Source organism: Pseudomonas sp. GW823-FHT03E05 (genome assembly GCF_058796855.1).
On sequence record NZ_JBXAJB010000001.1, the window covers coordinates 327527 to 354407 of the forward strand.

A 26881-nucleotide genomic window follows, 5' to 3' on the forward strand; every position below is an offset into this window, starting at 1 on the left:
GTGCAGGGGCCGTTCTGGCCTCCGCACTGCTGAACGGCGAGTGACAGGAACCGGCGATCATTCGCCGGTTTTCTTTTGTCTGAGGGGTAGAGCCTGGAGTTCAGCCCAGAATGGGCGCAGGCAATCGCCCCTGGCAATGTCTTGCTCTTTTGCGCGGTGCCCAGGTCCAAGGTCGTTGAGGGCCTGCTGGAATCTGCTGCGAGGGAGGAGGGCGCACAGGTGCGCCGGCATCACATCTCGATGGTTGGAATGGTGGTCTTGCCGCAGCTTATAAGTTGCCCTGCGGTTACCTGGAGCCCATTGCTGGGCTTGATGCTGTAGCCGATAAGGACGCCTGCCATTACCAAGGCCATGTATAGAGCCGTTTTTCTCAAGATCATGCCGGTGCCCACTGAATGATTGATCGGAAAGCGTGCAGCACTGATTGCCATTCCGGAAAAAGGTTCCTGCTACAGGTGAGTAACGGATACAGCGTGTGGCATTGGCCGGGGTTGTCGATTGGCTCGCCTTATCGGTAAAGTCCCAGCGCGTCGTCAGCGTGCTTGTCAGTCGTCCCAATCCACCTGCGGACAGAGTCCATGGTTCATTCAGACCACCTTGCCAGCTACGTCAGTGCAAGCCTGGGAGTTGCATCGCCTCGCACCGCGCTACTTGACAACGCGAGTCAGGAAAGCCGGCTCGATCAGGGGGACACCGTCACCGCCGACGATGACAGGGCACTCATCAAGCGGCTAGCAGAGCAGGGCGGTTTCCCAGCGATGCAGCCTGCGTCGAAGGCTGGATCTGCCATGAGGGGGTTCGCCAACCTCTCGACAAAATCATCCGCCCTGCTCACATCAGCTTCACCAATGAATGCCGGGATGCTTATTGGCTCAAGTACTTCTCTGCTTAGCCGCCGATTCTCTATAGCGCCGAGATATCTGCTCGAGTCGTTTCGCCGACGCTGCAGGATCAGTACTTCCATGGAGCCACGAAATGCTTGAAGAGCCGTTTTTTCCTTACCAGAGCCTGGCGTCCGACTTGCTCGCTTTCCTGCCTGAGGACAGCACGGACGGCTCTCACGATCTTTCTCATATTCATCGGGTCTGGATGAATGTTCGGCGCCTGCAGGACAAGGAAGGTGGGGACCTGGAAGCGTTGCTTGCCGCAACCCTCTTGCACGATTGCGTGGCCGTCGAGAAAAACTCGCCATTGCGGTCGCAGGCATCCACTCTTTCGGCCAGTAAAGCAGCGTCTATTCTGCAGCGCATGGGCTGGCCTGCCCCGCGTATTGAGCTTGTTGCCCACGCGGTCCAGGCTCATAGCTTCTCCGCGGGCGTCGAACCCCTCACCCTGGAAGCCAGGATCCTTCAGGACAGCGACCGCCTGGACGCCATCGGCATGATCGGAGTCGCCCGTTGTTTCTACATCGCTGGGCGAATGGGCTCTGCGCTGTACGACATCACAAACCCCACCGCCATCGGCAGGCCCTATCAAGACAAGCGTTTTACCATTGAGCACTTCCACACCAAGCTACTCTCCCTTGCCTCGGGATTTCAGACGGTCGAAGGGGCGCGGTTGGCGGCAGTCAGGCATGCGCGCCTGAAGGATTTCCTGGACGGATTCATGGAGGAGATCGGAGCCCCCGATTAATCGTCAGGCCGTAGGTCTGACGCGGAAGGCCAGGAACACCGGGCCGAATGGGAAGGTGCTGACTTCCAGCTCATCCAGGGGATTGAGCGTGCGCGTGCGGCCCCCTGCGTTGCTGTAGATCATGTGGCTGCTCGATACCGCGATGTTGATCTTGCCGGCCGCAGCCTGGATCAGAGTGGCCTTGAACCCTTCAGTCACATCGTCACCTATCGTGAGCGTGACGTCGGTGTCGCTAATGACCAGGATCGACTTACCTGAATCCGCCATGGTCAGGGGCCTGCTGCCGGTGATTGAGACATTGGGGTGCACATGGCCCCCAGCGTGGTAGCTGACCATCCTGGGGTCGGCGAAGACGCGGGCGAAGGAGCCGACATAATTGACACTGGCGCGCATGTCATCGAATTGTTCGACCACATAGGTGCCGATGCTGCCCGAGACTTCGCCGTTGGGGTCCATGACCCATTTGCGTCCGACCATCAGCCCGATCTGGGTGTTGGCTCGTACACCGGCACGCATCTCCTCGAGAAACAGCTGGCTGATCTGGCCGCCGCCTTTGCCCTGGACATAGGTAAAGCGTGCTATGGAGTGGCTGTCCCCGGTAGGGCTGCCTTGGGCTGTATCGACTCGGTAGTCGACAAAGTCCGCTGATACGGTGGTGGTCGTGGTGTTGGCGTTAGGTGCCCAGGTGAAATCCAAGACCCTTCCGGTTTTCACCTGCTCCAGCGATGTGGTGGTCTGCGAGGTCGTAGTAGAGCCTGACTGCTTCAAATCATCGTTCATGCTGCTCATCCTTAAGTGAAGTGCGTGCTTGAGTGCGGGCCGAAATGGCCCGAGGCATATGACCGCCGCCATATCGCCACTTTTCCTGAAAAGCCGTGGTGTCTCGCTTGATACGTATGGAGTTCCTGCCGCGCTCCAGGGGCGTGAGGGGAAGCAGACAATCGGCTGTTGCGGTGCCTCCAGTGTGTGCGGTGCTGACCCGAGTTGGTTGCTGTATATATATACAGTATTCGAAGCTTGAGCACGGCGCGACTTGCGCCGACGAACTGTAGGGGGGGCTGGGTCGGCAGAACGCCGGAGGCGGGTTACAGCAGTACCCGTTCAATCCACAGCTGTAACTGAAGCGTTCGAATGCGCCCGCCCTGAGCGGTTTTTTATTGCCTGGAGAAAACACAATGCCACTCACAGAGCAGCAATCGCTGCAGGTCCTCCCCAGCGCCCGCCCGTTGCGGGCGTTTTTGTTCCTGCGCTCAACCGCGCCATGGCCCGCTGGAAGATCGACAGGCTGGCGCGTCAGGCGGTGTTCCTGGCCCAGGTCGGCCATGAGTCCGGTCAGGTGCGCACCCTGGTGGAAAACCTCAACTATCGCGCCGACCGCATCCGCCAGATCGGTCAGGTCTGCGCTGTAGCCAGCCGGTGGCGTTCGTTGGTGCCGCGGGCGGATGAACTGGGCGGTAAGCCGGAGCGCTTCGGCAATGCTGTCTATGGTGGGCGCATGGGCAACGGCCTGGAGGCCACGGGCGACGGCTATCGCTCCCGTGGCCGTGGCCGTGGCCTGGGCCAGCTCACCGGCAGATCGAACTACCGCGCCGCCGGCGAAAGGCTGGGCCTGCCGCTTGAAGCCCAGCCCGAATTGCTCGAGCAACCAGAGCAGGCCGCTCAGTCTGCGGCCTGGTGGTGCTCGCTGTGCTCTGGAGGATCGGCTGCAAGCGAATGACGAAACCCACTACAAGGAATTGCGCGATGCTCAATCGAATCAGGTTCGCCTGCGTGACAAGCTTGCTACTACTGAGCTGCGGTTGTCAGTCCTACTCGCCAGCACCGCCACGGGTGGTGGCGGTGGGTTGCCAGCTGCCACCGGCGCCGGCGGCCTGGTTCATGGAGCAGCGAGAGCCGAACTTGACCCAGCGGCTGCTCAACGAATTGTCGCCATTGCCGGAGAGGGTGACCAAGGATTGATCGCTTTGCGGGCGTGTCAGGCGTACGTCTGAGAATCATCAACGATAGCGTCGTTTGTTAACTATTGATCTGCTTTAGCTTTAAAAAACAAGGTGCCTGGCAGGCACCTTGAATGATATTTTTCAATTAATTACTTAGTGGGGTAAGAACGCGACCGTTGTCTTTCACGTCTGTATTTCCAACCACAATTGAACTATCAGACTGTACATAATATGGCTTTTCAGTGCCTCCTTTTCTCAATGAGAGTACAAATCCCCGGCTATCGCTTCTATCCCAGGTATCTGATCCGTCTACGCTGAGAGCAAAGTAACCAGTTTTGCCGTTATCGCCCCATTGGTTAATGGCAACTTCAATTTTATTTGATGAATTGTTTTTGACGTTAATGCTCATGTCTATATTCCTTTTAGACTGATGGTTGTAGATTTTAGTTGCCCGACTCTCTCCCTAAGCAATTGAGGGCAGTATGGCCGTATGCACCGCCTTTAGGGCTTTTAATCGGAATAGGCAACCACTCGCAAGCGTAGCTGCATTGTTGAAAGCAGCAAATTTTTTACGGCTCGCAAGGGAGGTTCACGTCTCTTCTGATATCCGAAGAAGGTAGTGAGTTATCCATCAAGCCTGGTGGCAGATGCAGATCAAAGCCGGAGCAGGGGAGTGATCTGTGAGCGGGCCTGCGATGGCATCGTCAAGGGCTCGATCAGTTCAGGGCCGTGATTGTTGAGGTTACCGACGGCAGTGCCGATCTTGAACCACTCGAAGGCCTCGGCAGCCTCGCGCTGGTTCAAGGCCATCTGCTCGGCGCGCTCGTTGGGCGTTGCAGGGTCGAGCCATTCCCGAAGCTGGTCCGGGGCCAGGACTACCGGCCGGCGGTCGCGAATGTAGACTATTGTGTCCAAGGTACTGCGTACGTTCTCAGCCGCATCAGCAACTGCCTCGCAGCTCCACTCAGTTCGACAACTCGATGATGGGGGCTTCGAGGACCAGTTGGTGTTCGTAGAGCTTTGAAAGCAGAGAAGGGGTGGGGGCCGTTGTTTCTCCATGGAGTGAAGAGGCTTATATTTTTTAGACCCCGGAAGACTATTCATAAGTAATGGTGTAAGTGGTAGTGGCGTTAGCCTCACCCGCCTTGAGCTTCTCCACACTCCTGTAATAACGAGCCTGAAGGGGAATGTCGAAGGTTCCTTCGATGGTTTGCACGCCGACATCTAAAGACTTCCCAAATGTCACAGGCACATTATTTGATAGTATTTGAATCTTCACACCTTGGGCGGTATCTGCTGAAGCAGGGTTGGTAAGATTGAGTAATCCATTGGTATTGTCATAAACGCCGGCGGGGCCTGCGTCGAGGGTTAGTTTGACTTTTGTCCCGGTGTCGCAGCTCAGGGGAATCGAAAAGGGTTTCTCCGCAGCAGTAATACCTGAGCTGCTTAGTTCTTTGGTTTCGACGTTGCCAAGTGGAACTTTGATGTTGGCGGTATTAAGTGTACAACCATGCGTTATCACCGTGAATGGTGTTGTGTGTAAGTATGACTCTGGGCGATGCCAATCTTTTTTGTTGTTACGCAATATTAGGGAAGCTACTTTTTGCTCGGTTTTTCTGCCGGGAGTGATGTTCCCGATTTTGTAAAATACTAATTTTATAAAGCCTTGTATTGGCTTCGCTGAAAATGTTCCATTTACAGAGCAAAAAAGCTTGTGGTCACCATCGTCTAAGGGGAAGAGATAATTGTTGCAAGTGTTAGGGCTGTTAGCGTATATGGCATATCCTATTCCGGCTGAATTTGATCCTAATTTATAAACATTCAGCCCATTTATTTTTGGCGCCGCAGTGCCATATCCCTTGATGCCAAACTCTTGATAGCTGAATCCTTTTGTGCAAGAAAATGCATCGATGGTTGTAGAAGAAGCTCCGATTTCTGTTCCTATGGGTGTGTCTCGTCGTATTGTAAAATCAGGAATATTTAAAAAAGTTGTCTCACTATTTGTAGTGCATTCCCCCGCGAAGCCAAGAGCGGAGTAGAAAAATAATATCGTGGCGATAATTTTTCCTTTCATTGATTTTAATCGTAGGGATTGTCGGCTGCAGGTATGGGGTCCGTAGTTAAGTAGCATTTTTCTTTGGTCTGTTTTTGAATTGGAAGCCCCCTAGTTTATTAATTGCGTTGGCTGTTGAGTTTAAGGCGTTTCTGAATTTTCTTGCGGCTACAGCTATGGCGCGTCGCCAATGATCTGCGGAGGCTTTTTCTGTTCGAGGGCCGGCTATGTATAGATCTCATGGCGAGTCATGTTTGGCGCACAGGGCGCCTTGGTGGATCCGGCACGAGCGAGTGCTGGTTACCGCGGTAGAGGCTTACCAGTAATTGCCGAGGGCGGGCGCCAACAGGGATCTGCCGACGCAGATCCTCATTCGCCCGGTCCTTGCTTCGCACTGTCAGTTCAAGGTTGCTGGCTTTCTTCCACAGCCCCGCAGCTTCTCCGGCCTTTGCACGCAGCCTGGTCCGAGCCTTGTCGCGGCCTTTCCTGTCTGCGCTTGCATGTTGACCAGTTTGAAAATGGTTTCCCGAGCTGCGCGCAGCTGCCGGTTCATTTTCCAGCACCAGTATGTGCTGCTTGCAGGTTTCCGGGGGTGTGGGGATACCCAGCCAGTCTTCGGCTGTGTCGGTGTCTTCGGCGTGCACGGTACTACCTCGAATCCAATGCTGTATGTGCATGCAGTCGTCGAGGTTTGAGCGAGGCGCGATTTGCGCCGAGGAACTGTAGGGGGAGGGGGGGGCTGCTGGGGCGGCAGAACGCCAGAGGGGGAAGTTATGGAACGCTTAAAGTGGAATGGCGCCAAGCCTGAACGCCAGACACAAAAAAGCCCTGAAAAATCAGGGCTTTCTCGTTGAGATTTGGCGGAGGCGTAGAGATTCGAACTCTAGGACCTGTTACAGTCGGCGGTTTTCAAGACCGACCTACAAGTCTAGATAATTCGGGCCTTTGAAGCTGTTTTGCGTCCTAATACTGCTTTGAAATAGGGCGGCTACAGGCCTTGATATGCAAGGCCCGAGCTTCCAGTTTTGGAACTCTTTTTAGGCTATTTTGTGGGCTTTGCGAGAGCCCCGATGCGACGGTAAACGCGCTCTGTTATGTCGCCTTTGGTATGACCCAGCAACAGACTTGCATCTTCCACGTTCGTGATTTCCGAGGCTGCTTTGGGCCGGATATCGCGAAACTGAAACTGACGGATGCGGCTCGCAAGAATCATGTCGCCATCCGCCTCAGCAGCTTTTGCCGCCTCATCTCGGGCGTCGTCCCAGCGCCTGCGTAGCATGGTTGTGGTAACTCGCCTGCCTTCCTCGGTCAGGATGAAATAAGGCGAGCTGTGGCTCTCGTTTCGCCGGAGAATGCTCTGTACAAGAGCTCCGAGACCTGTCTCTTTCCCCTCTACCTCCAGGATGATCCTGAGCTTTTTATGGGTCTTGTTCTGCACGACCCCTAGCGCAGATCCCTCGATGTCATCCTTCCTCATTAAAAGCACGTCTGCGGGCCGCTGGCCGCTCAAGTACGCAAGATCCATTGCGACCTTCAGCTCCTGAACAGCCTTCTTGTAGACCGCATCCCACACTGCGTCATTTGCATAGAAGTCCCGCGGTATTTCCTTGTTTTTACGAATCCCTTGGCACGGATTCTCCCGGGCGGTCAGCCCCCATTCCCGCGCCATGTTGAAGACGTGAGAGAGGGTGGCAATCTCCCTGTTTGCCCTAACCTTTGCGCTGCGCGCGTCCCGGTATTGTGCGATCTGGGAGGGGGTGATCGCGTCAATGGGGGCATCGTCAAAGTAGGGCCTGAGCTGGCGCAGCTCGGCGCGGTTGTCCTTCTGGGTTCGCTCTCCCTTCTTCGGGATGATGTCTCGCTCGTATCGGTCGAAGATGGCCCGCATAAGGCACAGATCCTGCGGCTTGTCCTTCGCCTCCAGCTCTGCCCACTTCAGGCGCGCCAGGCTCAAATCGCTGCCAAGCGTGACCTCTTTTCCTGTGGGGTCCAGGTAGTAATAGCTGACCCATACCTTTCCGTTCTTTCGCGTGCGCTGCCGCACATACATGCGCGGCGGCAGATTCCGATTTTGCGTTTTGCGGGGGCGCATATCACCTCACCTTTGAGATATCAGGTATCCACGCAGGGGTGGCCGGCGGGGGTGGCGCGAGCTGTACCACTTCCAGAGTTGCGCCCAGTTTCATGCGAACGTACTGACGCCCAACCAGGGGGCGACCGCTACGGCTCTCGACAAAAGTCCAGCCACGATCAAGGAGCCAGCGACGTTGCCAGCCCCTGAGCTTGTAGCCAGTCAGATCGGCCAGTTCCTCGTCCGAAAGGATCTCAGTTTCCATAGGGTTCTCCACGCCGCGCGTGGCGGCAGAGTTTGAGTTAGGGCTTGGCGGGGAACCATTCGGTGTCGTATTCGAACTGGGTAACCAGCTCCGGGACCAGGCACGGCAGCTGGCGTTCGAACACCAGATAGCCGAACGGCTTTTTGATCCAGTCCGGTGCGGCCTTCATGAATTCGCCTTTGTAGATCCGCAGCAGGTGGTCAACTGCTTTCTCGAAGTCCTCCTCGCGGTAATTCCCCTGGCAGAGGGCGCCGTTGCTTACCCGCCACACGGTGCGCTTTGGCTGGGTCTCGGCAGCCTTGATCTTCTCGGCAATTTGGTCTCGGGCGTAGCGCATCTGGTCCAGGGTTAGGGTGGCGATCCAGGCATCTGTCCCGACGCTCTGGGTGTGGCCGTATTCGCATTTGATTTCGGGCATAGGGATTCCTCGCCCGCCATCGCCGGCAGGCTTTCCGAGTGTTGAGTGGGGTGTTTCAGATCGTGCTGATCGCCGCCGGCGTTGCGCCGTGGCACTGTCTCTGGGTTCGCCCGGTCTATGTCCTTCCTGTCCTGAGGTGACTGCTACCTGGGCCGGGCGGACTCTTGTATGGCTTTCTGGCTTAGGCGCTCGCATTCAGCAGCCAGCGCCAGAAGGTTCCGCGTAGTCGGTTTGAACCCTTCAGTGTTTGGGTAGAGCTGATGCCGATGCCCCTCCGGGTAGGTTTCGAACGGCCCATGCCAGCACCAGTTCATCTTCCAGATTTCCCAGGTGGTGTAGGCATCGCAGCCTTCGCCCCAGTAGTCGACTCCGCCGCCTACGCTCCAAACGTGACTGACCCGGGTGCCCTGCTCGTAAGCCAGTTCGCTTGGCTCGTCTCTATCGAGTCATGCGCCGTTGAACTGCGATGGAGCAAGCTCGACCAGGCGCTTGCTGAGCTTCTTCTCGATGCGCGCTTTCATGACCTTGGCCCCTTGTAGCCGGAGCTTATGCGGTCGGCGATCCCTTCCAGGCTCTCAGCCATTCCCCACATGTCGTTGTTGTCGCGGCGGGATACGACCTTGCAAAGGGCAATGTTGCGGCCGATCAAGATCCATGCAGCCAGCCTGATCAACCAGGCCTCGGCCTTTCTGCGAAAGAATCTGTTCATGGCCTTGGCCCCGTGTAGATGTTCCAAGCCATGAAAAGCAGGGCGGCATACGGGAGGATCATGGCTGCACCCTCCGAAACTCGACGACCCAGACCCAGGGGTTGGCGTTCCAGTCGCCGCCGGTGGATTGCCATAGGCCGGCGAATCCGTGGATTTCTGCCTCCTTGCACTCATGTCGGGAGGGCGAGGTTTCAAGGTACTGGCGGCATATGTCAGCATCGACGCCTTCAGCAATTGCCTGGTTCGGCGTGATGTCCTGCAGCCGCTCGACGCGCACGTCGGTGATCTCCAGCAGGATGCGGCAAGCAGCGCGGGGCATGTGAATAGATGGGTGCCATGCAGAGCGAGGCTCGCCGCCACCGTCGTCATCACCGGCCCATTCGTTGGGCCCGTCGGCTGCATAGATCACATGGCCAGAGTAGTAGCCGCGCCCAAAGGGCAGTTCCCGAATAGCCGTGGCTGGCCGGTCTGGCATCCAATCAACCATTTCTCCATGTTCATTCCAGGTGTGGCTGATCACGCCCCAGGTTTCGCGCACCCACAGCCGGTCACCAGGCCGCCCGTAGGGGCAGACGCCGCGCTCGGCCAACTCCCGGGCGCACTCCGCCTCAGTCTCGCCGAAGACGCAATACCCATAGCGCGGATGGCGTTGGCCAATGGCATTCCAGCGTGGCCCGCCGTCATTGCTGGCGGCGTCTTCGGCTGGTATCTGACCTCCTTTTACTGGGCGCCGCGTGACCGTCTTCCTGCCGTCCAGGATGCCGCGCACCATCGGCGCTGAGAACAGGATCGGCCGTTCTTTTATTTCAGGCATGACTTCGTCCTTGGCCGCTACAGCGGCTGACTTGAATGTGGGGGAGGGGTGGCCTATGGCCTCGATTTCTATATGAGGTCAACAGGTGTAGAACAACTGTTCAACTTCGTTCAGCCTTGGAGGGCTTGTGCCACACGATCTTGACGTGCCAGTGGTGCATGAGTACCGCGGGCAAGTTGTATTCCTCAAGTTCGAATGGGATCGTCCAAACGATGAAGTGCCGGCTGCTGTTCGCGTGATCCAACCTAGCAATCTGCCCGGCGTTGGCGATATGGCGGCGGAGCTTGTCGGGCCATGGGTGGACTACCGGGCAGCCCTTGAGGAAGCAATCTCTGCAGCTGAGCGCTGGATCAGCAGCCAGTTGCCGTAGTGTTACTGCTGGGGAGGGTTGAGGCGCGCTACTTCATCGAGGCAGGTATTCCAGCCGGACGCGAAATGTGACTCAGTGCATACCCCATCGTCGCCAGGCATGCGCTCTGGCAGCACCACCGCAACCGGCGTGGGCTGCTCGTCGCACATCATCGGGTTAGGCGAATAGCGCAAGGCCGACTTGTATGCCGCATCAAGCGCATCATCCAAGTCGCCGCCAGCCTTCTTGGCCTCGTTGAAGGCAATGATCATCTTCGCCCGGACGTCGTAGCAGCGTTCAACGGGCATGCACGCCACCGGCTCGCCCTGATGCTGGGCGGCTGGCTTGTCCTGGCGCCACTCCGCTGGAATTATCACGGGCTTGACCGCGGTCACGAACCCCTTTTCCTTCCAGTGGTCCGCCTCGGCCTGGGCTATGTCTTCGCGGTTGTGCACGTTCACGCACAGCTGGCCGTCCTTTCTCAGGCCAACGAATGCATAGCCGCCGATGATCGGCTCGCCCTGGTGCTGGACGTCGCCCTGCAGCACGGTTACCACTTCGTCAAGCTCCAGCCATGAGGGTAGATTGCCCGGCAGTTTCAGCTCAACCTGTCCCAGCCCTGGTGTGTAGCCGCATACCCGGGCCGCTACTGCATTGCCCTGGTGCTGGGCGGTTGCGTGCTCATCCATCCAGCGCAGGACGTCATCACCGGTAACCGATGCCGGAATCTCGGTATTGGGCTTGGCGAGAAGGGCGCGCAGCTCCGAACGAGCGTTGGCCTGATCGTTTGGCGCAAATGGGTTAGACACTCGAAACAGCAGCTCACGCGGCACGCTGATCATTTCGTTACTCATGGCTTCCACCCGTGCTTGCTGCATGGCTCCAGGCCTGTATCCCCGCAGTCTGGGCAGTCCAGGGCAGCGCGAGCTTTTGCTCTTGCGGAGATCTGCCGCGCCACGTCCTCGACCCCCTCCAGGCCATCCTGCTCAACAAGCGCGCTCGGCTCTGCGCTGGCGTATAGGGCGACCTTCATGCGTTGATTCCAGCCGGGAGTGGTGTGCTCACCGTCCACCACGTCACGCAACAGCGCCTCCAGCTCCGCAGAGCGCTTGGCGTAGTCGTTGCGCTGGAACTTGAGGGTATCCAGGCGATTGCGCAGGTTTATAGCGTTCTGCGCGTAGGCGTCCTTGTCGGCATTGGCGCTGGCTAGATCGCCACGCAGCTCCTCGACCCGCTTCTCTGCCACCTGCGCGACTTCGAACCAGTCACGCCGGGACAGCTCGCGGTCGTTGTCGCTGAAGGTCAGAGCGTCTATCTGCTCGTCCTTGGAGTTCAGGTCGGATTGAAGGGCAGCTACTCGCTGCTCCAGGTGTTGGGTTTCTGTGGGCATGGGGTTACCTCGCCACGGTGGCGTGATTTGCTGAAGTGGGCTATTGGTTGATGTCCCGACATTGGGCCGGATTAGGAGGCTGTATGGCGTACGAGATTTTTCAAGGTGAACCCGACCTGTACCTGTATCGCGGGACCAAGATCAGATTTGATTTCAAGATGCTCGGCACGGGAGAGGTAGAGGAGGCCAGGGCCTGGATTGCTGACGATGAGGACACGGAAGAACTGCTACTGAAGCGGCAAGGGTTGTGGCCTAACAAGGAGAAGGCCTACGCATTCATCCGGGACGAGGCAAGCAAGGTCTTCGACAAGTAGCGCCCCGGTCTGGCCTTTTGTTGAGGGACATTCAAGCCAACCACTATTGGATGCTGCAGCTCCGGCACTCGACAACGAAATAGCCTCCGGTGTTGTCGCGCGTGAGGAGGCCTTGGGCGGCGCGATCCTTCAAGCTACTGAGGTGTGGCGTGCTCATACAGCCTCCTTCGTTACCAGGTCATGGCCGGGACAGCCGCCCCCGGAAAAGTCGAAGCCAGCGCACGGGGGGCCGAAAGGCAGAACCTCCTTGCCTTGGGCCAGAGCCTCAAGCAGATGAGCCTTCGCTTCTTTGGAGGTGCATGAACGGCCACCCTCGAAGCGGAACATCCCATTGAGCTGACGCTTGTTGAAGTCCCGCAACGCGCCACGCACGGACAGGTGGAGATGGAAGGTGCGACCGTTGGGGCCGAACGGATCGGCCGGTTTGTTTTCTGTGGGCATGGGGATACCTCGGACGTATCATGGCCTGATGATGGCTTTGCATAATTGGAGTAAGCAGTGAAATACGAAACGTCAGTTGTTTATCTTGAGCAGGTGCCGAAAGTCGTCGTTGATACCGGGTTTGACTGGTCAAACTTGTGGACTTTCTTTGCAACAATTGTCATTTTTATGCTTGGTACATATTTGACAATCCGTAACTTCAATAAAACTGTTTCAAGTCAAGAATCGGTCGCAGCTGAGAACGCAAAGATTCAAAGGGAAAATATTTCTAGCCAAGAGCTGATAGCTAAGCAGAGCTCCCTGAAGGTGAGCAGGCAGAATTGGATTAATGAACTGCGTGATACCTGCGCCCAATACATCGCCGCGGCGCTGAATGTAAATCAGCTAAACATCTACTGGGACGCAGCGCAGGAATCTTGGAAGTTACAGAGAATCAATGACTCAGTGATAGCAAATCAGATTCAAGCGGACTGGTCTGTTTCGCACATGCAGGCAAAAAAAGAGCTGGTTAGTTTGAAGGCAAAACTTGAACTTCTTCTAAATCCTGAGGAAGTCGATTCGAAAGAGTTTATGAAGGCTGTTGAGGAGTTGCATAAAGAATGCGACCAGCCTGGCGGCCCAGCGAAGAAGCTAGCTGAAAATGTCGTTTGGTGGTGCCAGCATATCCTCAAGCAAGAATGGGAGAAGGCCAAACTAGGGAAGTAGCCTGACTTGTCGCAACGTAGCCACTCCATTCAATTTTCGGTAGCTTAGTTTTCTAATTGACTACCGATTTGCCTTTTATGTTGAAGATTGCCGTAATCTGCTTTTCCAAGGCCTCATTCCACTCTGTGAGCGTCAGTTCCAAGGTGGCGCCAGCCTTTCCGCTTGGCTTGGTGGTCTTGGTGATCTTCCTGGCCTCAGCCAGCGCTACACCGGCTGTCATGCCGAAGACTGCGAATGCGCTCATGATGTACTCCGGGCAGGCGTTACCCTCGCAGAGGCGCCATAGAGAATTTCTGTTGTGCGGCTATGAGCTCGTTGCCTCTTCAGCGCTGACGCGTCTCCGAGGGAGCTCGATTAGCCAGCTGGCATGCGCTAGGACTCAGCGTGTCACCACCTTCTCTGTCGGAAGAAGACCCCTGACAACGGTAAAGCGAAGGGGCTAGCCAAAAAATTAAGGTAATATCTGTCGATTTACCGAGTTCATGGAAGGGCAGCGGCAATGGCAATATGTAGGTTGTGTAAACTGGAAAAAGAATTAATAAAGAGTCATTTGATACCTGCCGCCGCGTATTTTCATCTTCGCTGGGACACTGATTCAGGAGTGCAGCAGTCGGTAGCAGTCAATCAGTATACAAACTCTATCGCGCAGACAGATAAGCAAGTAAAGCAACCGCTTTTGTGTGGTGCTTGCGAGGATTTATTCTCAAAGAAGGGCGAGCGAATCGTTGGCCAGCTTTGGGCGACTCAAAGCGGTTTTCCTATTTTTGAAATGTTGAGTAGTAAGCAACCAGTAGCAAAGCATCATATGGTAGAGGCTTATAGTCCTGATTCTCTAGATAAAGGTCATATTGATGCTCTAATGTATTTTGCTCTCAGTGTTTTTTGGCGTGCCAGTGTGTGGGATTGGCAGCGAGAGAAAAACCCATACGGGAATGGGTTGGGTGCACGGTATGAACAGGAGTTTGCCAACTTTTTGCTCTCGGGTTCAGAGGTTAATAATGTTTATTTGTATATAGAGCTTAATTCTGATGTAAGTACTAGACGTATGTTTTCTTTTCCTACCTGCAATAGGGTTGAGGGAAGTTGGTATCACTCGTTTGTTATTTTGGGTTTTAGGTTCGTTATGGTGGTGGGCGCCGGAAACTCCAAAATGAAACGCATGTGCCAATTATTAGGGTTTAACCCAGTGATCGGGATCTCTGACTATAGTGCAACCGCAGTATTTGAAGGGCTTTCAGATTTCGCCCGTAATGCTCCTCGTCGTGGAAAATTTGGGCAACTTGATTTGGCATCGCTAGCCGCGAAGTAATCGGCCCGCAGATGTCGTGTTACATTTTTCGATCTAAGGCTCTCTTGTTTCTTGTGGCCGCCCGGTGCTTGGCACTCCCGTCTTGCGTTCGGCTATTGATTCATTGCAGGCGCCGCGCTCGCCGGACAGGCGTTATCGTTGAATAGGGGAAGGCGCTGGCGGGCAGCGCCGGAGCGTCAGGCGGCTTTCGCTGCGTCTTGCTGGGCGAGGATCGTCTTGGCGGCGTGATTGACCAGGTACAACCGGTTGATCAGGTTGTCGCGCGGTTTGTCGATGCTGATTTCCCAGTAGTCGCAGCCCAGGCCCAGCTCTTCGTGGTGCTCGTTCATGAGCAGGCTCGCCTGTTCGATGGATTCGACGTGATCGGCCTCGTACAGACGATCATTCAGTTCATCCCAGAAGTCATACCCGTCCTCGCCAAACTCAAGCGGTTTCAGCTTCGCTTCGACCAGCTCCCGAAGCTCGCTCCAGCGGCCGGCTTCGTAACGGCCGCCATCGTTGCGTACCCACTCTGGCAGCTCGCCGTGCTCATCCTCGTCGACGTGTTCACATATCCTGTTGCATGCGCCAGTCACCAGGGCGGAGCGGAGGGCGTCCTCGTCGAATTCGCGCTCTTGGCAGTTCCGCTCCAGCTTCGAGTGGATGTATTAGCCGATGTCGTCACCAGCGAGGAACTCGATGCCGTAGGACAGGCCGACGCTAAATGTCAGGCCGTCGATGTCCCCAACAGTAGCGATGCCGAAGCGCGTGATGAGAATGTCGAAGGCGTAGCAGTTGGTTCCAGGGGCTTTGCAGCGCCAGGCCTTCAACTGGTCGGTATCGGCCAGGACTGTGTACTGGTGATCCTTCAGGCACTCCGCGGCGCGCTCACGGCGCCTGGCTTCTTCAGCTTTGCGCTTAGCGATCCATTCCTGATGGCGTTGTTCGTCGTTCATGGCTTTCTCCATGCATGCGCCGCCCTCCGTGGCCGGGCGGCATGGTGGCAATTTGGTTTTAGATGGGCTATTAGAAGTTACCGGCGTGGGGCCGGATCAGGGAGGGTAAAAATGTCAGCTACAACAGAAATCAAGGTGCGGTGCGAGCACTGCAGAAACTGGTTTGATTCGGCTATTTGGATCGGTGACCGAGCAGGCTTTGAAAGCGCGATGCTCTTCGGAAATCTGCAGCAGTGCAGGCACTGCGGGAAGATGACCGGATGCAACAAGGAGAACTTCAAAGCTCGCTTTGAAGATGGTGGATTCCTCGGTGATCACACCGCCTGATCCGGGAAAACCTGCTCATCGCCGGGCTCGCGCGTAAGTTCGGCCATACTGGATTCATTGAACTGTCGCGCTAGTTTCGGGGAGATGTAAAAAGCTGGCGCGGCAGGTCGTTCAAGCCGCCGCGCCCGCTCCTCTGTATCCTGGGCGATCCAAGAAAGAGCCATGTCCTGCCACAGTTCCTGAACCTGCTTGTAGCCGTGGCGCTTGAGCTCAGCTGTGAGTGCTTTCCTGATGCCCGCCGGCATCGTAATGGTGACGTCCTCGATCCCCAGTTTCTCGGCCTTCGCCTTCTCGCGGGCTCGGTAGTCCGCTGAGTGTTTCGCGGCTCCAGTCTTCTCCGCCTTCACGGCCTTCCCCTGATAACGATGTTGTTCTCTGTAGCGATCATCAAGACGCGCTGCACGCGCATGGACAGTGCTGTGCCGATCTGCGTTGCGTTAAGCCCGCTCTCGGCGTGCTTGCGCACCTCGGGAGCCAGCCGTGCACGCTCGGCCTTCAGGCGCTCATGATGGGGTGTTGCGCCGAACCCGACCTTTTCCCCGCTGGCGCCCTGGGCGACCTGTTGCGCGGTGCCGCCGTAGTGGAACACTGCGGGGCTTTCGTCCGGCTTCTTGTCGATCTTGTGGATGATGCTGTGAAGTGCTGGCATTGCGATTACCTCGGGTGCGCGCCGCCCTCCGAGACCGGATGCGGCAGTGGTTGTGGTATTTGAGGTGTGGCAGAGTGATGGCTAAATTTTTCCGCATCACGCAAGGAGCACTGCCAATGCGGTATTTGCTGGTTCCAATGACTGCCCTGGTTATCGCCGGCTGCTCAGGCCCTGGCGTCGTCCCGATGGGCCAAGACAGCTACATGATCGCGAAGGATGGAAGCTTCACCACCTTTGGGGGAGGTGCAGTAAAAGCTGAGCTCTATCGGGAGGCCAACGCATTCTGCGAGCGTAAAGGCAAGCAACTGATGCCAGTCCAAGATGCGTCTCGGGATTCTGGATATGGCCGCTATGCCAATGCCGAGCTTCAGTTTCGGTGCTTAGACTCAAACGACCCAGAGCTGCGTCGGCCCACGATGGAAGCAGTGCCTACGATGAAGGTTAGAGTCGAATAGCTCCTCCGTGACCGGTGGTGGCAATTTGGTTTGGGTTGGGGTATTACGGGTGTCCGGTGTGTGCCGGGTCAGAAAACGGAGTTTGTGATGTCGCTACAGAAAGCAAAGCGTCTGGCCGAGGTAAATGAGCAGATCGATCAGCAGGTGGAAGTTTTATCGGCCAAACACCAAGGATTTAGGAAGTCAATCACTGACCAAACGATGGATGAGTTTGTAAAATACGTGACATCCAATGGGTTTACGGTCTCCGATACGCAGAAGGGGAAGAAGGCCTCCTATAAAGACCTGAATCTAGAGCTGAGGCCTGCGACGGAGGCGTTCATAGGCTGTTACCACAGTTTCGATTTCATCGTTAACGGAAAAGAAAATCACGTTCGTGTGTTAGCTGACTTGGGCAAAGATTCGCCGCCCGCTACCATTTCAGGGACTGAGCTTGAGAAGCGTGAAACCGAGCTCGCTCGACTTAAAGAGATCGTCGGCAACATAGAGCTTCAGTCCTACGCTTTTGAATGTGGACAAAAGCCAAAACCAGGACAGAAGTTCCAATCCATCCGCTTCCAATCAGTAACGCAAGTCGTAGATCATTTCTGCGCTTGAGTTATAACGCATCTACACGCGTCATCGCGCCTTGGAGCATTCGGATGTCAGATTCTGTCCGTCCAGAAGCTTTCTTCTGGCTCCAGGCGCCGGCGGCCGCGAATATCTTGGCGGCCTCTGCTTAGTCGAGCGTTGTGTCGATAGGGGGGGATCCATTCGGATGCCACCAGTCGTTTAGGGGGGGAAGCGGCCTGCAGGTCTGTGCCGGCCCAAATCTGATCTTTCTCGTAACTTGTAGCTTTGGCCCCGCAGCATGGTGGCCATTTGGGCTGGGTTGGAGTATTACGGGGCGACGGCTGGGGGCCGCTATGAGGAGTTACTGTTGCGTAAGATCAGAATTAGGCGAATCGCAATTGGTTATGGGGCCCGCATGGCAGGATACGACTCTAAAGTGTTTAGAGAGCCGCTATTCGCCGAGCAAATCGCGCCGGATGTGTTCAGGGTGACCCTGATAAAAGGCAACTACTACTGTGATAGCGGCTTTTCCTTTGAAGGGGAGTTCGAAATGCATACCACGCTTGAGGTGTACAGTGGTCACGTAGAAAAGCAGTTATCAGACCCTGCATTGCCTGGGTCAATCACGCTGACTCTAATTGTCGATTAGCAGGGGCGTGACTTGGCGTCTCGAATGCTCGTTTTGCTAGACACTTGCTCGTCTTTAGCATCAAGTCTCGCTGCTTGGCGCTGGCCTGCGTTTTGAATCATCCGCGCCACGTTTTCGCTAACCGTGATTTTGTGGCGCGGATATTCGATTGCTTGGTAGGAGAGAGTCGGGCCTAGGGCGTGAGCATTCAGAATCAGGTTCTGAACTGCCTCACTGATCTCCTCAATACCGTTCCAGGCCATCAGATCTTCAAGCTTCTGCCGGGTGCCCAGTCGTAGCCTGTGCCGCAGCTCCTTCTCGTCGAACTCGATCCGCTTCTCGGCGGTTTTCGCTGATCGCTCTTTTCCAGTCTTGGCCATGGCCTACCTCTTCGATGCCGCTGGCCGGTATCGTCGACCAGGTTTGGCGTTTGCGCTGTTGCAGGCGGTTGCTGAAGCGTCTCAAGCGCGCTTCTCCCAGCGCTTCGGGAAGCTGAAGTCGTAGTCGCGCACCAGGCGATTCAGCAGGGTGTCAGAGATCCCGACCTTCCTGCATGCAGCGATACGTGACACTCCAGCGTCCCGCAGGGCCGCCAGGCGCTCGATGAGCTTCAAATCCCGCTCCCTATCCACGACCTTGCTCTTGAACGTGAAGCCGCCTTCATGGGCGGCCCGGCGCATGGCTGACTCGGACTTTCCGGTGGCGGCCATGGCCTGGTCGATGGTCATGGTCTTGGCGAGCTCTCGGATCGTGTCGACGTAGGCCTTGCGCTGGGCGAACTGGTCTTCGTAGGTTCGCTTTGGCTGCGGGCGGGTGGCGCGTTTGCCATGCTGGCCACCCAGGTCCTTGCGTGGCCGGCGAGGCTGGAACCTGAAAGACTCCAGCACCTGGACCTTGTTGCCGGACATGAAGAAGGCAGCCTTAGCTGCCTCCAGTTCTGCCTGGCGCTGTGCGCCTATGAGGATGTGGTTGTCGGTCATGCTGCTATCCCCAGCACCTTGTTCATACGCTCATCAAGGATTTCGTAAAAGGTCTTCACTCGTTCGGCAAGCTTGCGAATCACGGCTTCGTCGCGGTACACGCGCTTGACGAAGAGCGGCATTCCCGGCCAGTAGCTGATGAAGTCCAGCCACTCGCGTTCGGAAACCCACAGGCCGCCCTGGCACTGGGCGACGTGCTCTTTTGGGACTTCGTCGGCCAGGATCACGCTCACCTGAAATTTGGGTAGCTTGGTCTTGATCTCGGTGAGGCCCTTATCGCCGACCAGTGCGTCAGGTGAATAACCGATGCCGTGGTTCAAGATGATCCCGACTGAACGAGTCTTGAGGCTCTCGCGGTCCTCATAGAGCCCTCGCGCGACACCTTCCAGCTCATGGCCGCGGAGCGTTGCTTTGGTCTGAAAAGGGATCTCTGCGGCTTCTTCGGTGATGCGCTCGCCGATGAGCTGGTCCATGTAGGTGAAGGCGGCCACGCCAAATCCTGCTTCACCCTTGCCGCTGACCAGCAAGCAGTCCAGCTCCGAGCAGGTGATGATGCCCAGGCGCAGGGCCAGCCACTCAGGCGTGCCTTGTTCAATGTCAGTGACTATCCGCATTTGCAGCCTCCGCGGCCTTGATAGCCTTGTTCAGTTGGGCGCATAGGATGTCGTGGCGAGCTTTTGGCACACATTCGACCGAGCCGTATTCGCTCGTGAACCAGTCCTGAGTCTTCTGGGTACAGCGGTCGAGCAGGGCGCTGATGGCAGCTGCTTGAACGCTGGTGACATTGGCTGTTGGCACTGCCGCATGGCCGTCGTCGTCCTCGCCGCGCGTAGTGAGATTGAGCAGGGCGCTCATCACGTAGCGTTTTCCGTAGCTGGTAGACGACCCAACCGCCTGGACGGCGTTCTTGCTGCCGCTGGTGTCGAGCGGCAGGAGCATGGTGGTGCTTTCGCGGTGGCCTGCCCGGTGCATCAGGATGCCGGTGACGGTGAGCCCGCCGGGCGTGTTCTCGACCTTGAAGGTGATGGCGAAGCCGTGTGTCTGCATGATCGGCTTGATGACGTCGTTGATATCTTCGAAGGTGGCGTAGTCGCTTCGCTTCTGGCCATTCACGACGATCGCGCCGCGCTCTGCGATGCTCGGGATGTCGCTCTGCATGGCTGCCATGGCGGCGTTGAACTCAGCTTCGGCATCACGGGCCTGCATGCGCTCATGCATCGCCATGAGGCGCTCCAGCTTGTCGATGTCGCAGGTAGGGTCGGTGGCGGCCCGGCTGATAACGGCCAGGATGCTGCTGTCGGCCTGGGCGGGCGCGGCCACCTGGCGGCGCTGCTCCGGCACAATGATCGTGCTGCTCATGGTCTGTGCCTCAGTAGGATATGGCGATGTTCGGGATCTTGCGCTGGGCGATCAGGGTGATTGCCTGCTTGGCGCATTCCTCGGTCATGCCGCCTGCGATGAAGGCCTTTAGGGCGGCGCGGTTGATGCTGGCGCGGTGCGCCTTATCGCGCTCGCGGGCTTCTTGCTGGCGGAGGATCTCGGCGGCAGCGGCATCAGCGCGGCGACGCTCGTCCTGGCGTGCCTGCTCGGCAGCTTCCTCGGCCCGACGTGCAGCGTCTTTGCGTTCCTGCTCTGCGCGCTGATCGGCGGCCACACGGTCGGCCTCGGCCTTTACCCGGGCGCGCTCTGCTTGCTCAGCCTGCAATTTCAGTTGCAGCTCGCGGTGTTCGGCAGCGGCCTTGGCTTCCTGCTCGCGGCGCAGAACAGCCTCGCGCTCAGCCTGGGCCTTTTGCTCGGCTTCAGCACGGGTGCGCTCAGAGGCTTCCCGGGCGATACATTCTTCGCGCTCTTTTTGCTCATGGGCTTCGGCCTCGGCGCGTAGGCGGATCAACTCGGCTTGCTCCGCTTCTTCCTTCTGGCGCTTGACCAGAAGGCCGCGTAGCGCGATCAGCGTTTGATCCTTGGCCTGGGCCGCCGCAGGTAAGAATTCTTCCCAGGAGTCGTCGATAGCCAGCACCTCCAAGTCGGCGATCACCCGGGCGATATGAGAAGCCGCAGGAGGCTCTTCGAACCTGGCCAAGGCCTTGATGCTCTCTATGCCGTCGTTGTGCCTGTCGACCCTCGTATCTTCAGCCACTTGCCAATCGTTAAGAGGCCGGCGGACTTCTTCCTGCCAGGCTTCGAGCGTATCGCGGACACGCTTTCGCTCTGCGTCGATCTTCTTCGGCACCTCCTTCAGGTCAGCCACCAGCTTCTTGCCGACTTCATCCAGCGCTGTTTTCGAACGCGCGACTTTGTAGGCCATCGAGGCGATTGCCTCGCGACCCTTGCGAGTGCTGATATCAGGGGTGAAGCCGTCGATCTCGGCGCGAATCTGTTGCAACCAAGGCTCAAGGCCATTCGGCGCACTGTAAACAGCAAGGGCTGTTTCTTGTGGCGGCACCGCGGCCAGTTCAGTTTGTGCGGACACGGGAGCTCCTTGCCGCGAATCTCGCAGCGCTTTGTCAGAAGGGTTACTGGGTGAGGTGATCGGCGAGAGCGCTAATCAGCATTGCGGCGGTGCATAGGGCGAGGGCAGGGAAGGAGCTACGCCAGTAGAGAAGGGAGATCACGACTCGACCAGCGAGAGCAGGCGCTCGCCCAGGGTGATCTTGGCGTTGGCTTGCTCCTTCTTGATGCCGGTTGCCTGGGCCACCTCGGAAAGGGACAGGCCTTCGCGACGGAGTTTCGCGCAGCGGATCGCCAGCTGTTGGCCGCGCTTGTGTGCGCCGGTGCCGCTCATTGCCGCTGCTCCAGCTGGGCAACGCGATAGCGCAGAACCTGCAGCACCCGGCCGCGGTAACCTGGCTCCGCATACTGCTCAACTGGCGGTCCGAAAAAGCCTCGGCGCTCGGCCAGGCTGTAGGCATCACGCAGGTTGTGAGCGGTGATGTCTTCCAGTTGCTCCTCAATGAGCGACTTGACTGGGGAAGTGGTCATTCTGCCTCCTTGCGCCGGTGACAGGCTTCCATCAGGCGCTTGCAGTAGTGGGTGAATTCGTCGGTAGTGATTGCCCCGTCAGTGAAGAGGCGGGTGATCAGGCCCTGCACCAGGACATCGATATCGGACTGGCTGTTGGGATCGGCAACGCCTTCGAGGGCTTGGTCGATGAGGATGTGAGGGCTCAAAACCCGCACTCCTGCTCTAAGCGCGGCTGCTCCTGTTCAAAGGCCACCGCGGCCTCGGCGTGAGGCTTCAAAAGCTCAAGCGCGATGTCCTTCAAGGCTGACTTCTTACCAAGCAGGTACACCGCTAGATCCATCAGGAGCCCCGAGCTACGAAAGCCCATGGCATTGATCACCAGCTGGCCGAAAGCGTCTTGTTGGTCCTCACCGTCGATCTGGCGTTGGTTCAGGTGGTCCTGAACCGCCCTCGCAAAGTCGGACTGGGTGACCTCGCCACGTTCTGAAGGTTGGTATCCCCAGGAGATCCGGTAACCCATCAGCAGGCGCTCGGCGTTTACCTCAAGCCATTCCGATTCGGCCAGGTCGTCATCGCTCACCGGTGGCGGCATACGGTTGTCGTATTCGAGCTGTGCCTTGCGTAGTGCTGACATGATTGCCTCCAGAGTGGCGGGTGCTGGTCCAACAAAACTCGGATGCACTCATCCGCTCCGCTGGTTGCCGATGGGCGCGGAGGGGAGTGCATTCGGGATTAGTCGGGGAAGGGTAAAAGTAAAAAGGACTGCTAAATTTCAGGAAGCTCTACAAGAAAAGGAGGTCAACATGAGTTGGTCAGATAGCAGTCGTAAAGCGACATGCAGGGATTGTGGTCACGAAGGTGTGCAGGTCAGCAGCTCGGATGACTTTGGCAGAACAGAAGAGCACTGGCAGGGCTTCGATACAGTTCCAGCAAGCGATTATGAGTATTATCGAGGGCGATCCGAGGCTCGAGTTCCCGTGTGCAAATGCGGAAGCAAGAACATCATTATCGGTGGCCCTGCTCAGGCTTAGATAAATGGTGCCGCATCGGGGTGTGATCTGGCCGGGGCTCAACCGGCATTCGGCGGAAGGGGTAGCCCTGTAGGCCGACTGGTTGGCGCATCCGCTGCCCGAGGCTTGGCCTCAGATCACACCCCGATGCGCTCTCATAGAGAGGATCGGGCAGTTAACGACAGGCTGTCGTGGCGCTGGTTGTTCTATGCAATTGAATTGTTAAGCAGCTTCGCTAACCGCTCGCTGGAGCTTGAGGAGTAGTGCTGTGGGAAGGCTGATCTCTGGCCCTGAACTATCAAGGCAACCATCGGGTAATGCTTTGAAGATTTCCTGTGCTGCTGCTTGGATGGCCTCGAGCCGCTGACGCGGTGTTGTCGGTCCGCGCATCGATCCTGCGGTTACCTTTGACTTGCCGGTGGCCTTGGCCTTTTGTAGCTCGCCACCAAGCACTTTGCCTGCCTCCTCGCCATGCTGGCGCACCACCTGCACCGCCGTTGTAGCGGACACCTGGCCGGAAGCGACCAGCTGTAGAACATCGGTATTGGCGTTTCCGAGCGTCATCACCTGCTCGACGTGCTGGCGGGTCTTGCCGACCTTCCTGGCGATCTGATCGGGCGTCCAGCCAAATGCGGTGAGTCGCTTGTAGCCGTCTGCCAGCTCAAGAGGAGAGAGCTTCTTTCCTTCCTGACTGGTGATGACCCTGGCTACCCGTTCGGCGTCGTTGCCCTCGAAGGGCACGATCGAGATCCAGGCCTCCAGGCGTTCTGGGTCTTCCTTGCTCGGCACTCTTGGAAGGCGCCCCGCCTGATCCAGTTTCAAGTAGGCGCGGCGACGGCGGTGGCCGTCGACAACCCACATCCCACCTTCAGCGCGAGGTCGTACTTCAAGCGCGGGAATCTGGCCGCCGGCAAAGATGAATTCCGCCAGTGCGCTGATGCTTTCCTCCAGCTCTTCACCTTCGGCCCGAAGGTTGAAGCCGGGTTCTTCGTGTAGATCTTCCAGGCGAGCCTTCATCGCGTCAGCGCGCTTCAGATCCCCGTCTTTGATCATTTGCTTGAAAGACTTGGCCATGCAATTTATTTCCAAGTGGTTGTCATCCCAAGCAGCCCTCGCGAGAAGGTTGCTCAGTGATGCTTTCCAGTCGGGGCCCGCTGCTGGCGTCGGCCTCCGGCTATCTTCTGATTGTTGACTCCAGCCGCGGGCCTTTCGGCTTGTTCTCCCGCTGGATAACTGTTCTTGGCGCTTTACGCTGCACGCCCGGGGCAGTTGCCACCCCTCTGGACTGTTGAGGCCTGTCCATCGCTGCCTTGGAAGCTGGGCCGGTGGTGATCCGGCAAGAGTGAAGCTGTGCGACTAAAGAGCGGCGGGTGTAGGCCCTTCGCAGTGGCTGTGTGTCACTGTGATGAGTAAAAGTTAGCAATTGCTAAATTACGAGTCAATAGCAAATGCTAAATATCTATAATTTGTTAAATCACGGTGTGACCAGAACGCTGGTTACATTTCTGTAGCGCTGGGGTATGCTCAGAAAAAAACTGTATGAATATACAGTTGTATGGAGTTGAGAAATGAGCGAACAGCAGAAGAAAGAGGGCGCTGAGCGCCAGGAGATGACCGGCATCGAGCGCTTAGGGCTCAGGGTCTCATCGATGATCAATCATCCAGTGGCGCAGATTCAGCGCTGGGTCACGATCCATCGTTTGGATATAGACGGAGACAGGGAGTGGGAGGAGATTCTTGAGGTGCTGGCAGAAACCGACGGGATCGATATGACCTTCAACGACGACGGCACCGTGAAGCTGACCTGGGGGGCTCGAGAGGATGACGATATTGTGCTCGTCGAATCTGATATCGATCGCGTGCCGAGCGAAGCGCCATTTTGACGGAGATTCAGATATGGATTTACTAAGTGGTGGGCGTCATATGAAACAGGTCATAACTATATTCAATACAGACCAAGAACAACCAGAAGACTATCAGGAGTGCTTAGTTTTCGGGCTTTGTGAAGGCTTCCAGATTGCTACATGGAAAACTATAAATGAAACATCTGGATTTTTTAGGTTTGGGAGCTATGAGCCGCTAAGTTCAGGGCAGTGCTTGCTTTGGGCGGCCCTTCCAAGTGTGGAGAATATGATAAATATTAAGTTGTCTTGAGCTTGTTTCGTAGGATTTCTATTTGATCTTTTAATTCCATTGCAATATGCCTAATGCTTTTGTCTGAAATATCTATTGCTGATAGTTTTTCTAGGTTTTCAAGTGTAAAAAAAGCAACGCCTTGAGCAATGATATCTTCCATTGCCGGGATCAATGTCTTTGACTTGCCAATCCATATGTGAGTTTCGTTAATTTGACCTTGCTTCCAGCTTGCAATCTGATTTTTGTTCGATTTTATCAGTTGACGCAATGGATTTATGTAGTTAAAGATTTCTTCGTCTTTATAAGTGGCGGCTAAAAATGTGAAGCCTTTTATTTCGCCAATTGGGATTTCTTTGGGCGGGACCGTTCCGCTTTTTCTCGCGGTGGGGTTAGTTTCTAGATATGCATCGCGCTCTTCCTTTGTGCGCGCCTGATACTCATAGATAGTCGGATCTGCCGATTTGACCTTGGCTGCTAGGCGGTTGCTTTCGGCGGAGGATAAACCCCCCCTGAATTTGAAACGCATCGACTTAAGGTGATCATAGTTATCTTGTAAGGACACCAGCTGAGAGAGTAAAGCTGGAGCGTCTTTCTTTAAATCTAAAATTCTATTGAGTTTCAGTCTGCGCTCATAGAGAGCGTCGTGGCGTTTCATTTCTGCTGAAAAGTCAGCTTTGAAGTGATTTTTCCCGCAATCCTTTCCTATGTTAGTTTCCTTGTTGTCACTTGTCGATATCAAATATCCGTGCCAATGGGGCGTTCTACAAGATTGAATTCCACATTTTATTTTCTCACCATGCAGGTGGTATGGAGCTATTATTCCTCCAAATTTTCGATTCCCGTGGTCAGGGTAAAAAGAGAGCGGGGACTGATAGTTTGCTCTAGAAGTTATTGATGCTACGTCCTTCAATATCGGGACTTCATCAATTATTAAGTCGCTTTGACTTTCTGACATCTTACTTCCCTGTTATGCCGGTACGTTACTTGTGTATCACACGGCCCGCCTAGAGCTTCTTAGCGTTCCACACCAACAGAACTTTGGCATGAATGGTCACGTCATCAACGTGCGCCTCTAGGTCCTTGTTGTTTTTGTTGTCTGATATCAGCCAAAAGTTTTCGGCGTCTTTCATCTGTAAACGCTTGATATAGAGCAGGCCATGCCATGTGACGACGTATACGCCTTCACCGATGAACTCGGTTACACCTCGATCAACGATCACCGGATCTTTGTCGTTGATTGTGCCTTCCATACTTTGACCCCAACCGGTGATCATCGCCAACGCAGAAGCAGAGGTGTAGGTTACGCCTTTCTCGCGCAGCACTTCTTCTCGCACGACCAGATTGCGGATCGCCTCGCTGTAGTCATCGGGCAGTTGGCCGTGACCCATGGCGCCGCGGACGTCGTACTGGGGAATCAGGATTTCGTCGGGCTTCGCGCGCAAACCTGAAAAGTCGACTGAAACGACATTATTAGACCCCGCGTCAGTTGCTTCGGCAACTGCGAGAAGTTCGCTCCGTGCGGTTTCTGGAAGGCGGTTGCCGAGTTTGGAAAGCATTAGACGAGCAGCATCTGCGGCTGTGCTGACTCGAGGAGCGCCATTTTTCCCATCGACCGCCTGTGACGGGGAGATCAACGAACCTGACGGCAGGCCGATTTTCTCCTCTAGGTTTTTCGCTGCCTTGTCACCCAGACCTCTATGCCCATTCAAAATTTGAGAAAGGTAAGAGGCGTCAAGGTTGTGACGGTCTGCGAATTCTTTTTGTGAGGCGCCGGCCATGATTGCCCGCAGAGCCTCAACTCTTAGTTTGTTGATATCCATTTCTGAATCATCGCTTCC

Annotated in this window: 40 protein-coding genes and 4 pseudogenes; 11 read left to right on the plus strand and 33 right to left on the minus strand. The window is 56.2% G+C overall.

Going from position 1 to position 26881, the window contains the following annotated elements; all coding sequences use genetic code 11:
* Positions 1–230: 230 nt before the first annotated feature.
* Positions 231–431, minus strand: coding sequence for a hypothetical protein (locus AC1RCO_RS01455; protein ID WP_019094218.1), 201 nt, complete (start codon positions 429–431; stop codon positions 231–233).
* A gap of 544 nt (positions 432–975) precedes the next feature.
* Here AC1RCO_RS01455 and AC1RCO_RS01460 point away from each other — a divergent pair.
* Positions 976–1632, plus strand: coding sequence for an HD domain-containing protein (locus AC1RCO_RS01460; protein WP_065363288.1), 657 nt, complete (start codon positions 976–978; stop codon positions 1630–1632).
* A 3-nt stretch (positions 1633–1635) separates the two neighbouring features.
* On the opposite strand, the gene AC1RCO_RS01465 is transcribed toward AC1RCO_RS01460, so the two are convergent.
* Positions 1636–2412 carry a hypothetical protein gene (locus AC1RCO_RS01465; protein ID WP_232643403.1) on the minus strand — a complete coding sequence of 259 codons (777 nt, stop codon included), beginning with the start codon at positions 2410–2412 and terminating at the stop codon, positions 1636–1638.
* Between the two features lie 395 nt (positions 2413–2807).
* On the opposite strand from AC1RCO_RS01465, the pseudogene AC1RCO_RS01470 reads away from it, so the two are divergent.
* A pseudogene (locus AC1RCO_RS01470) lies at positions 2808–3316 on the plus strand (glycoside hydrolase family 19 protein); the annotation flags it as partial.
* Positions 3315–3623, plus strand: a pseudogene (locus tag AC1RCO_RS01475) (lysis system i-spanin subunit Rz); the annotation flags it as partial. The pseudogenes AC1RCO_RS01470 and AC1RCO_RS01475, both read left to right, overlap by 2 nt.
* A 94-nt stretch (positions 3624–3717) precedes the next feature.
* Here AC1RCO_RS01475 and AC1RCO_RS01480 read toward each other — a convergent pair.
* The 10 genes and pseudogenes from AC1RCO_RS01480 to AC1RCO_RS01525 all read right to left on the minus strand — a co-directional run bounded on the left by AC1RCO_RS01480 (position 3718) and on the right by AC1RCO_RS01525 (position 9902).
* The gene (locus AC1RCO_RS01480) at positions 3718–3981 is read right to left on the minus strand and encodes a hypothetical protein (protein WP_073698917.1); all 264 of its coding nucleotides are present in this window, start codon (positions 3979–3981) and stop codon (positions 3718–3720) included.
* A gap of 245 nt (positions 3982–4226) precedes the next feature.
* A pseudogene (locus tag AC1RCO_RS01485) lies at positions 4227–4478 on the minus strand (SOS response-associated peptidase family protein); the annotation flags it as partial.
* Positions 4479–4668: 190 nt separating this feature from the next.
* Positions 4669–5646: a fimbrial protein gene (locus AC1RCO_RS01490; protein WP_176707088.1), complete on the minus strand. Its 978-nt coding sequence runs from the start codon at positions 5644–5646 to the stop codon at positions 4669–4671.
* A gap of 227 nt (positions 5647–5873) precedes the next feature.
* Complete coding sequence (locus AC1RCO_RS01495; protein WP_492617248.1) at positions 5874–6269, minus strand: hypothetical protein; 396 nt, start codon at positions 6267–6269, stop codon at positions 5874–5876.
* A 398-nt stretch (positions 6270–6667) separates the two neighbouring features.
* Positions 6668–7717 (minus strand): phage integrase, encoded by a 1050-nt coding sequence (locus AC1RCO_RS01500; RefSeq protein WP_492617249.1) that lies wholly within the window; start codon positions 7715–7717, stop codon positions 6668–6670.
* 1 nt (position 7718) lies between these two features.
* A complete protein-coding gene (locus AC1RCO_RS01505) occupies positions 7719–7961 on the minus strand; it encodes a DUF4224 domain-containing protein (RefSeq protein ID WP_041774360.1) in 243 nt (80 codons plus the stop codon).
* Between the two features lie 37 nt (positions 7962–7998).
* Positions 7999–8379: a hypothetical protein gene (locus AC1RCO_RS01510; protein WP_492617250.1), complete on the minus strand. Its 381-nt coding sequence runs from the start codon at positions 8377–8379 to the stop codon at positions 7999–8001.
* 143 nt (positions 8380–8522) lie between these two features.
* A pseudogene (locus AC1RCO_RS01515) lies at positions 8523–8900 on the minus strand (hypothetical protein).
* A complete protein-coding gene (locus AC1RCO_RS01520) occupies positions 8897–9088 on the minus strand; it encodes a hypothetical protein (RefSeq protein ID WP_492617251.1) in 192 nt (63 codons plus the stop codon). The pseudogene AC1RCO_RS01515 and the gene AC1RCO_RS01520 overlap by 4 nt, the downstream one beginning before the upstream one ends.
* A 58-nt stretch (positions 9089–9146) precedes the next feature.
* Positions 9147–9902 carry a hypothetical protein gene (locus tag AC1RCO_RS01525; RefSeq protein WP_492617252.1) on the minus strand — a complete coding sequence of 252 codons (756 nt, stop codon included), beginning with the start codon at positions 9900–9902 and terminating at the stop codon, positions 9147–9149.
* 127 nt (positions 9903–10029) lie between these two features.
* Here AC1RCO_RS01525 and AC1RCO_RS01530 point away from each other — a divergent pair, with 127 nt between their 5' ends.
* Entirely contained in the window at positions 10030–10272 is a 243-nt protein-coding gene (locus tag AC1RCO_RS01530; RefSeq protein ID WP_492617253.1) for a hypothetical protein, read from the plus strand.
* 2 nt (positions 10273–10274) lie between these two features.
* Here AC1RCO_RS01530 and AC1RCO_RS01535 read toward each other — a convergent pair whose 3' ends face one another.
* Positions 10275–11105, minus strand: a complete 831-nt coding sequence (locus tag AC1RCO_RS01535) for a hypothetical protein (protein ID WP_492617254.1) — start codon at positions 11103–11105, stop codon at positions 10275–10277.
* Positions 11102–11641: a hypothetical protein gene (locus AC1RCO_RS01540; RefSeq protein ID WP_492617255.1), complete on the minus strand. Its 540-nt coding sequence runs from the start codon at positions 11639–11641 to the stop codon at positions 11102–11104. The genes AC1RCO_RS01535 and AC1RCO_RS01540 overlap by 4 nt, the downstream gene beginning before the upstream one ends.
* An 83-nt stretch (positions 11642–11724) precedes the next feature.
* On the opposite strand from AC1RCO_RS01540, the gene AC1RCO_RS01545 reads away from it, so the two are divergent.
* A complete protein-coding gene (locus tag AC1RCO_RS01545) occupies positions 11725–11955 on the plus strand; it encodes a hypothetical protein (protein ID WP_492617256.1) in 231 nt (76 codons plus the stop codon).
* 153 nt (positions 11956–12108) lie between these two features.
* Here the strand turns inward: AC1RCO_RS01545 and AC1RCO_RS01550 are convergent, their stop codons facing one another.
* Positions 12109–12396, minus strand: coding sequence for a hypothetical protein (locus AC1RCO_RS01550; protein ID WP_492617257.1), 288 nt, complete (start codon positions 12394–12396; stop codon positions 12109–12111).
* A gap of 57 nt (positions 12397–12453) precedes the next feature.
* Between AC1RCO_RS01550 and AC1RCO_RS01555 the strand changes: the two genes are divergently transcribed.
* The gene (locus AC1RCO_RS01555) at positions 12454–13101 is read left to right on the plus strand and encodes a hypothetical protein (protein WP_492617258.1); all 648 of its coding nucleotides are present in this window, start codon (positions 12454–12456) and stop codon (positions 13099–13101) included.
* Between the two features lie 52 nt (positions 13102–13153).
* Here the strand turns inward: AC1RCO_RS01555 and AC1RCO_RS01560 are convergent, their stop codons facing one another.
* Complete coding sequence (locus tag AC1RCO_RS01560) at positions 13154–13345, minus strand: hypothetical protein (protein ID WP_492617259.1); 192 nt, start codon at positions 13343–13345, stop codon at positions 13154–13156.
* Between the two features lie 270 nt (positions 13346–13615).
* Here AC1RCO_RS01560 and AC1RCO_RS01565 point away from each other — a divergent pair, with 270 nt between their 5' ends.
* Positions 13616–14410 carry a hypothetical protein gene (locus tag AC1RCO_RS01565; protein ID WP_492617260.1) on the plus strand — a complete coding sequence of 265 codons (795 nt, stop codon included), beginning with the start codon at positions 13616–13618 and terminating at the stop codon, positions 14408–14410.
* 176 nt (positions 14411–14586) lie between these two features.
* Here the strand turns inward: AC1RCO_RS01565 and AC1RCO_RS01570 are convergent, their stop codons facing one another.
* The 5 genes from AC1RCO_RS01570 to AC1RCO_RS01590 form a co-directional block, all read right to left on the minus strand.
* Positions 14587–14985 (minus strand): hypothetical protein, encoded by a 399-nt coding sequence (locus tag AC1RCO_RS01570; protein ID WP_492617261.1) that lies wholly within the window; start codon positions 14983–14985, stop codon positions 14587–14589.
* A 72-nt stretch (positions 14986–15057) separates the two neighbouring features.
* Positions 15058–15345, minus strand: a complete 288-nt coding sequence (locus AC1RCO_RS01575; protein WP_492617262.1) for a hypothetical protein — start codon at positions 15343–15345, stop codon at positions 15058–15060.
* Between the two features lie 114 nt (positions 15346–15459).
* On the minus strand, positions 15460–15663 hold the full coding sequence (locus AC1RCO_RS01580; protein WP_492617263.1) for a hypothetical protein: 204 nt from the start codon (positions 15661–15663) through the stop codon (positions 15460–15462).
* Positions 15660–16019: a hypothetical protein gene (locus AC1RCO_RS01585; protein ID WP_492617264.1), complete on the minus strand. Its 360-nt coding sequence runs from the start codon at positions 16017–16019 to the stop codon at positions 15660–15662. The genes AC1RCO_RS01580 and AC1RCO_RS01585 overlap by 4 nt, the downstream gene beginning before the upstream one ends.
* The gene (locus AC1RCO_RS01590) at positions 16016–16321 is read right to left on the minus strand and encodes a hypothetical protein (RefSeq protein WP_492617265.1); all 306 of its coding nucleotides are present in this window, start codon (positions 16319–16321) and stop codon (positions 16016–16018) included. Before AC1RCO_RS01590 ends, AC1RCO_RS01585 begins: the two co-directional genes overlap by 4 nt.
* A 77-nt stretch (positions 16322–16398) precedes the next feature.
* On the opposite strand from AC1RCO_RS01590, the gene AC1RCO_RS01595 reads away from it, so the two are divergent.
* From AC1RCO_RS01595 to AC1RCO_RS01605, 3 genes are all read left to right on the plus strand, one after another.
* A complete protein-coding gene (locus AC1RCO_RS01595) occupies positions 16399–16776 on the plus strand; it encodes a hypothetical protein (protein ID WP_492617266.1) in 378 nt (125 codons plus the stop codon).
* An 87-nt stretch (positions 16777–16863) separates the two neighbouring features.
* Entirely contained in the window at positions 16864–17373 is a 510-nt protein-coding gene (locus AC1RCO_RS01600; RefSeq protein WP_492617267.1) for a hypothetical protein, read from the plus strand.
* Between the two features lie 322 nt (positions 17374–17695).
* Complete coding sequence (locus AC1RCO_RS01605) at positions 17696–17977, plus strand: hypothetical protein (RefSeq protein ID WP_475264027.1); 282 nt, start codon at positions 17696–17698, stop codon at positions 17975–17977.
* Here AC1RCO_RS01605 and AC1RCO_RS01610 read toward each other — a convergent pair.
* The 10 genes from AC1RCO_RS01610 to AC1RCO_RS01655 form a co-directional block, all read right to left on the minus strand.
* Positions 17974–18336 (minus strand): hypothetical protein, encoded by a 363-nt coding sequence (locus AC1RCO_RS01610; RefSeq protein ID WP_492617268.1) that lies wholly within the window; start codon positions 18334–18336, stop codon positions 17974–17976. The genes AC1RCO_RS01605 and AC1RCO_RS01610 overlap by 4 nt on opposite strands.
* An 81-nt stretch (positions 18337–18417) precedes the next feature.
* Positions 18418–18936, minus strand: a complete 519-nt coding sequence (locus AC1RCO_RS01615) for a hypothetical protein (protein ID WP_492617269.1) — start codon at positions 18934–18936, stop codon at positions 18418–18420.
* Complete coding sequence (locus AC1RCO_RS01620) at positions 18933–19550, minus strand: lambda exonuclease family protein (RefSeq protein WP_492617270.1); 618 nt, start codon at positions 19548–19550, stop codon at positions 18933–18935. Before AC1RCO_RS01620 ends, AC1RCO_RS01615 begins: the two co-directional genes overlap by 4 nt.
* Positions 19534–20295, minus strand: coding sequence for an ERF family protein (locus AC1RCO_RS01625; protein WP_492617271.1), 762 nt, complete (start codon positions 20293–20295; stop codon positions 19534–19536). The genes AC1RCO_RS01620 and AC1RCO_RS01625 overlap by 17 nt, the downstream gene beginning before the upstream one ends.
* 10 nt (positions 20296–20305) lie before the next feature.
* Positions 20306–21406, minus strand: a complete 1101-nt coding sequence (locus tag AC1RCO_RS01630; protein WP_492617272.1) for a hypothetical protein — start codon at positions 21404–21406, stop codon at positions 20306–20308.
* Between the two features lie 138 nt (positions 21407–21544).
* On the minus strand, positions 21545–21718 hold the full coding sequence (locus AC1RCO_RS01635; protein ID WP_492617273.1) for a hypothetical protein: 174 nt from the start codon (positions 21716–21718) through the stop codon (positions 21545–21547).
* The gene (locus tag AC1RCO_RS01640) at positions 21715–21915 is read right to left on the minus strand and encodes a hypothetical protein (protein WP_041118604.1); all 201 of its coding nucleotides are present in this window, start codon (positions 21913–21915) and stop codon (positions 21715–21717) included. The genes AC1RCO_RS01635 and AC1RCO_RS01640 overlap by 4 nt, the downstream gene beginning before the upstream one ends.
* Positions 21912–22103: a hypothetical protein gene (locus AC1RCO_RS01645; protein ID WP_041118603.1), complete on the minus strand. Its 192-nt coding sequence runs from the start codon at positions 22101–22103 to the stop codon at positions 21912–21914. Before AC1RCO_RS01645 ends, AC1RCO_RS01640 begins: the two co-directional genes overlap by 4 nt.
* Entirely contained in the window at positions 22100–22531 is a 432-nt protein-coding gene (locus tag AC1RCO_RS01650) for a hypothetical protein (protein WP_492617274.1), read from the minus strand. The genes AC1RCO_RS01645 and AC1RCO_RS01650 overlap by 4 nt, the downstream gene beginning before the upstream one ends.
* Before the next feature lie 598 nt (positions 22532–23129).
* Positions 23130–23981: a ParB/RepB/Spo0J family partition protein gene (locus AC1RCO_RS01655; RefSeq protein ID WP_492617275.1), complete on the minus strand. Its 852-nt coding sequence runs from the start codon at positions 23979–23981 to the stop codon at positions 23130–23132.
* A gap of 494 nt (positions 23982–24475) precedes the next feature.
* On the opposite strand from AC1RCO_RS01655, the gene AC1RCO_RS01660 reads away from it, so the two are divergent.
* Complete coding sequence (locus tag AC1RCO_RS01660) at positions 24476–24790, plus strand: DUF1654 domain-containing protein (RefSeq protein ID WP_492617276.1); 315 nt, start codon at positions 24476–24478, stop codon at positions 24788–24790.
* A 257-nt stretch (positions 24791–25047) separates the two neighbouring features.
* Here the strand turns inward: AC1RCO_RS01660 and AC1RCO_RS01665 are convergent, their stop codons facing one another.
* Complete coding sequence (locus AC1RCO_RS01665) at positions 25048–25998, minus strand: hypothetical protein (protein WP_492617277.1); 951 nt, start codon at positions 25996–25998, stop codon at positions 25048–25050.
* Positions 25999–26047: 49 nt separating this feature from the next.
* The gene (locus AC1RCO_RS01670) at positions 26048–26863 is read right to left on the minus strand and encodes a S24 family peptidase (RefSeq protein ID WP_492617278.1); all 816 of its coding nucleotides are present in this window, start codon (positions 26861–26863) and stop codon (positions 26048–26050) included.
* Positions 26864–26881: the final 18 nt, after the last annotated feature.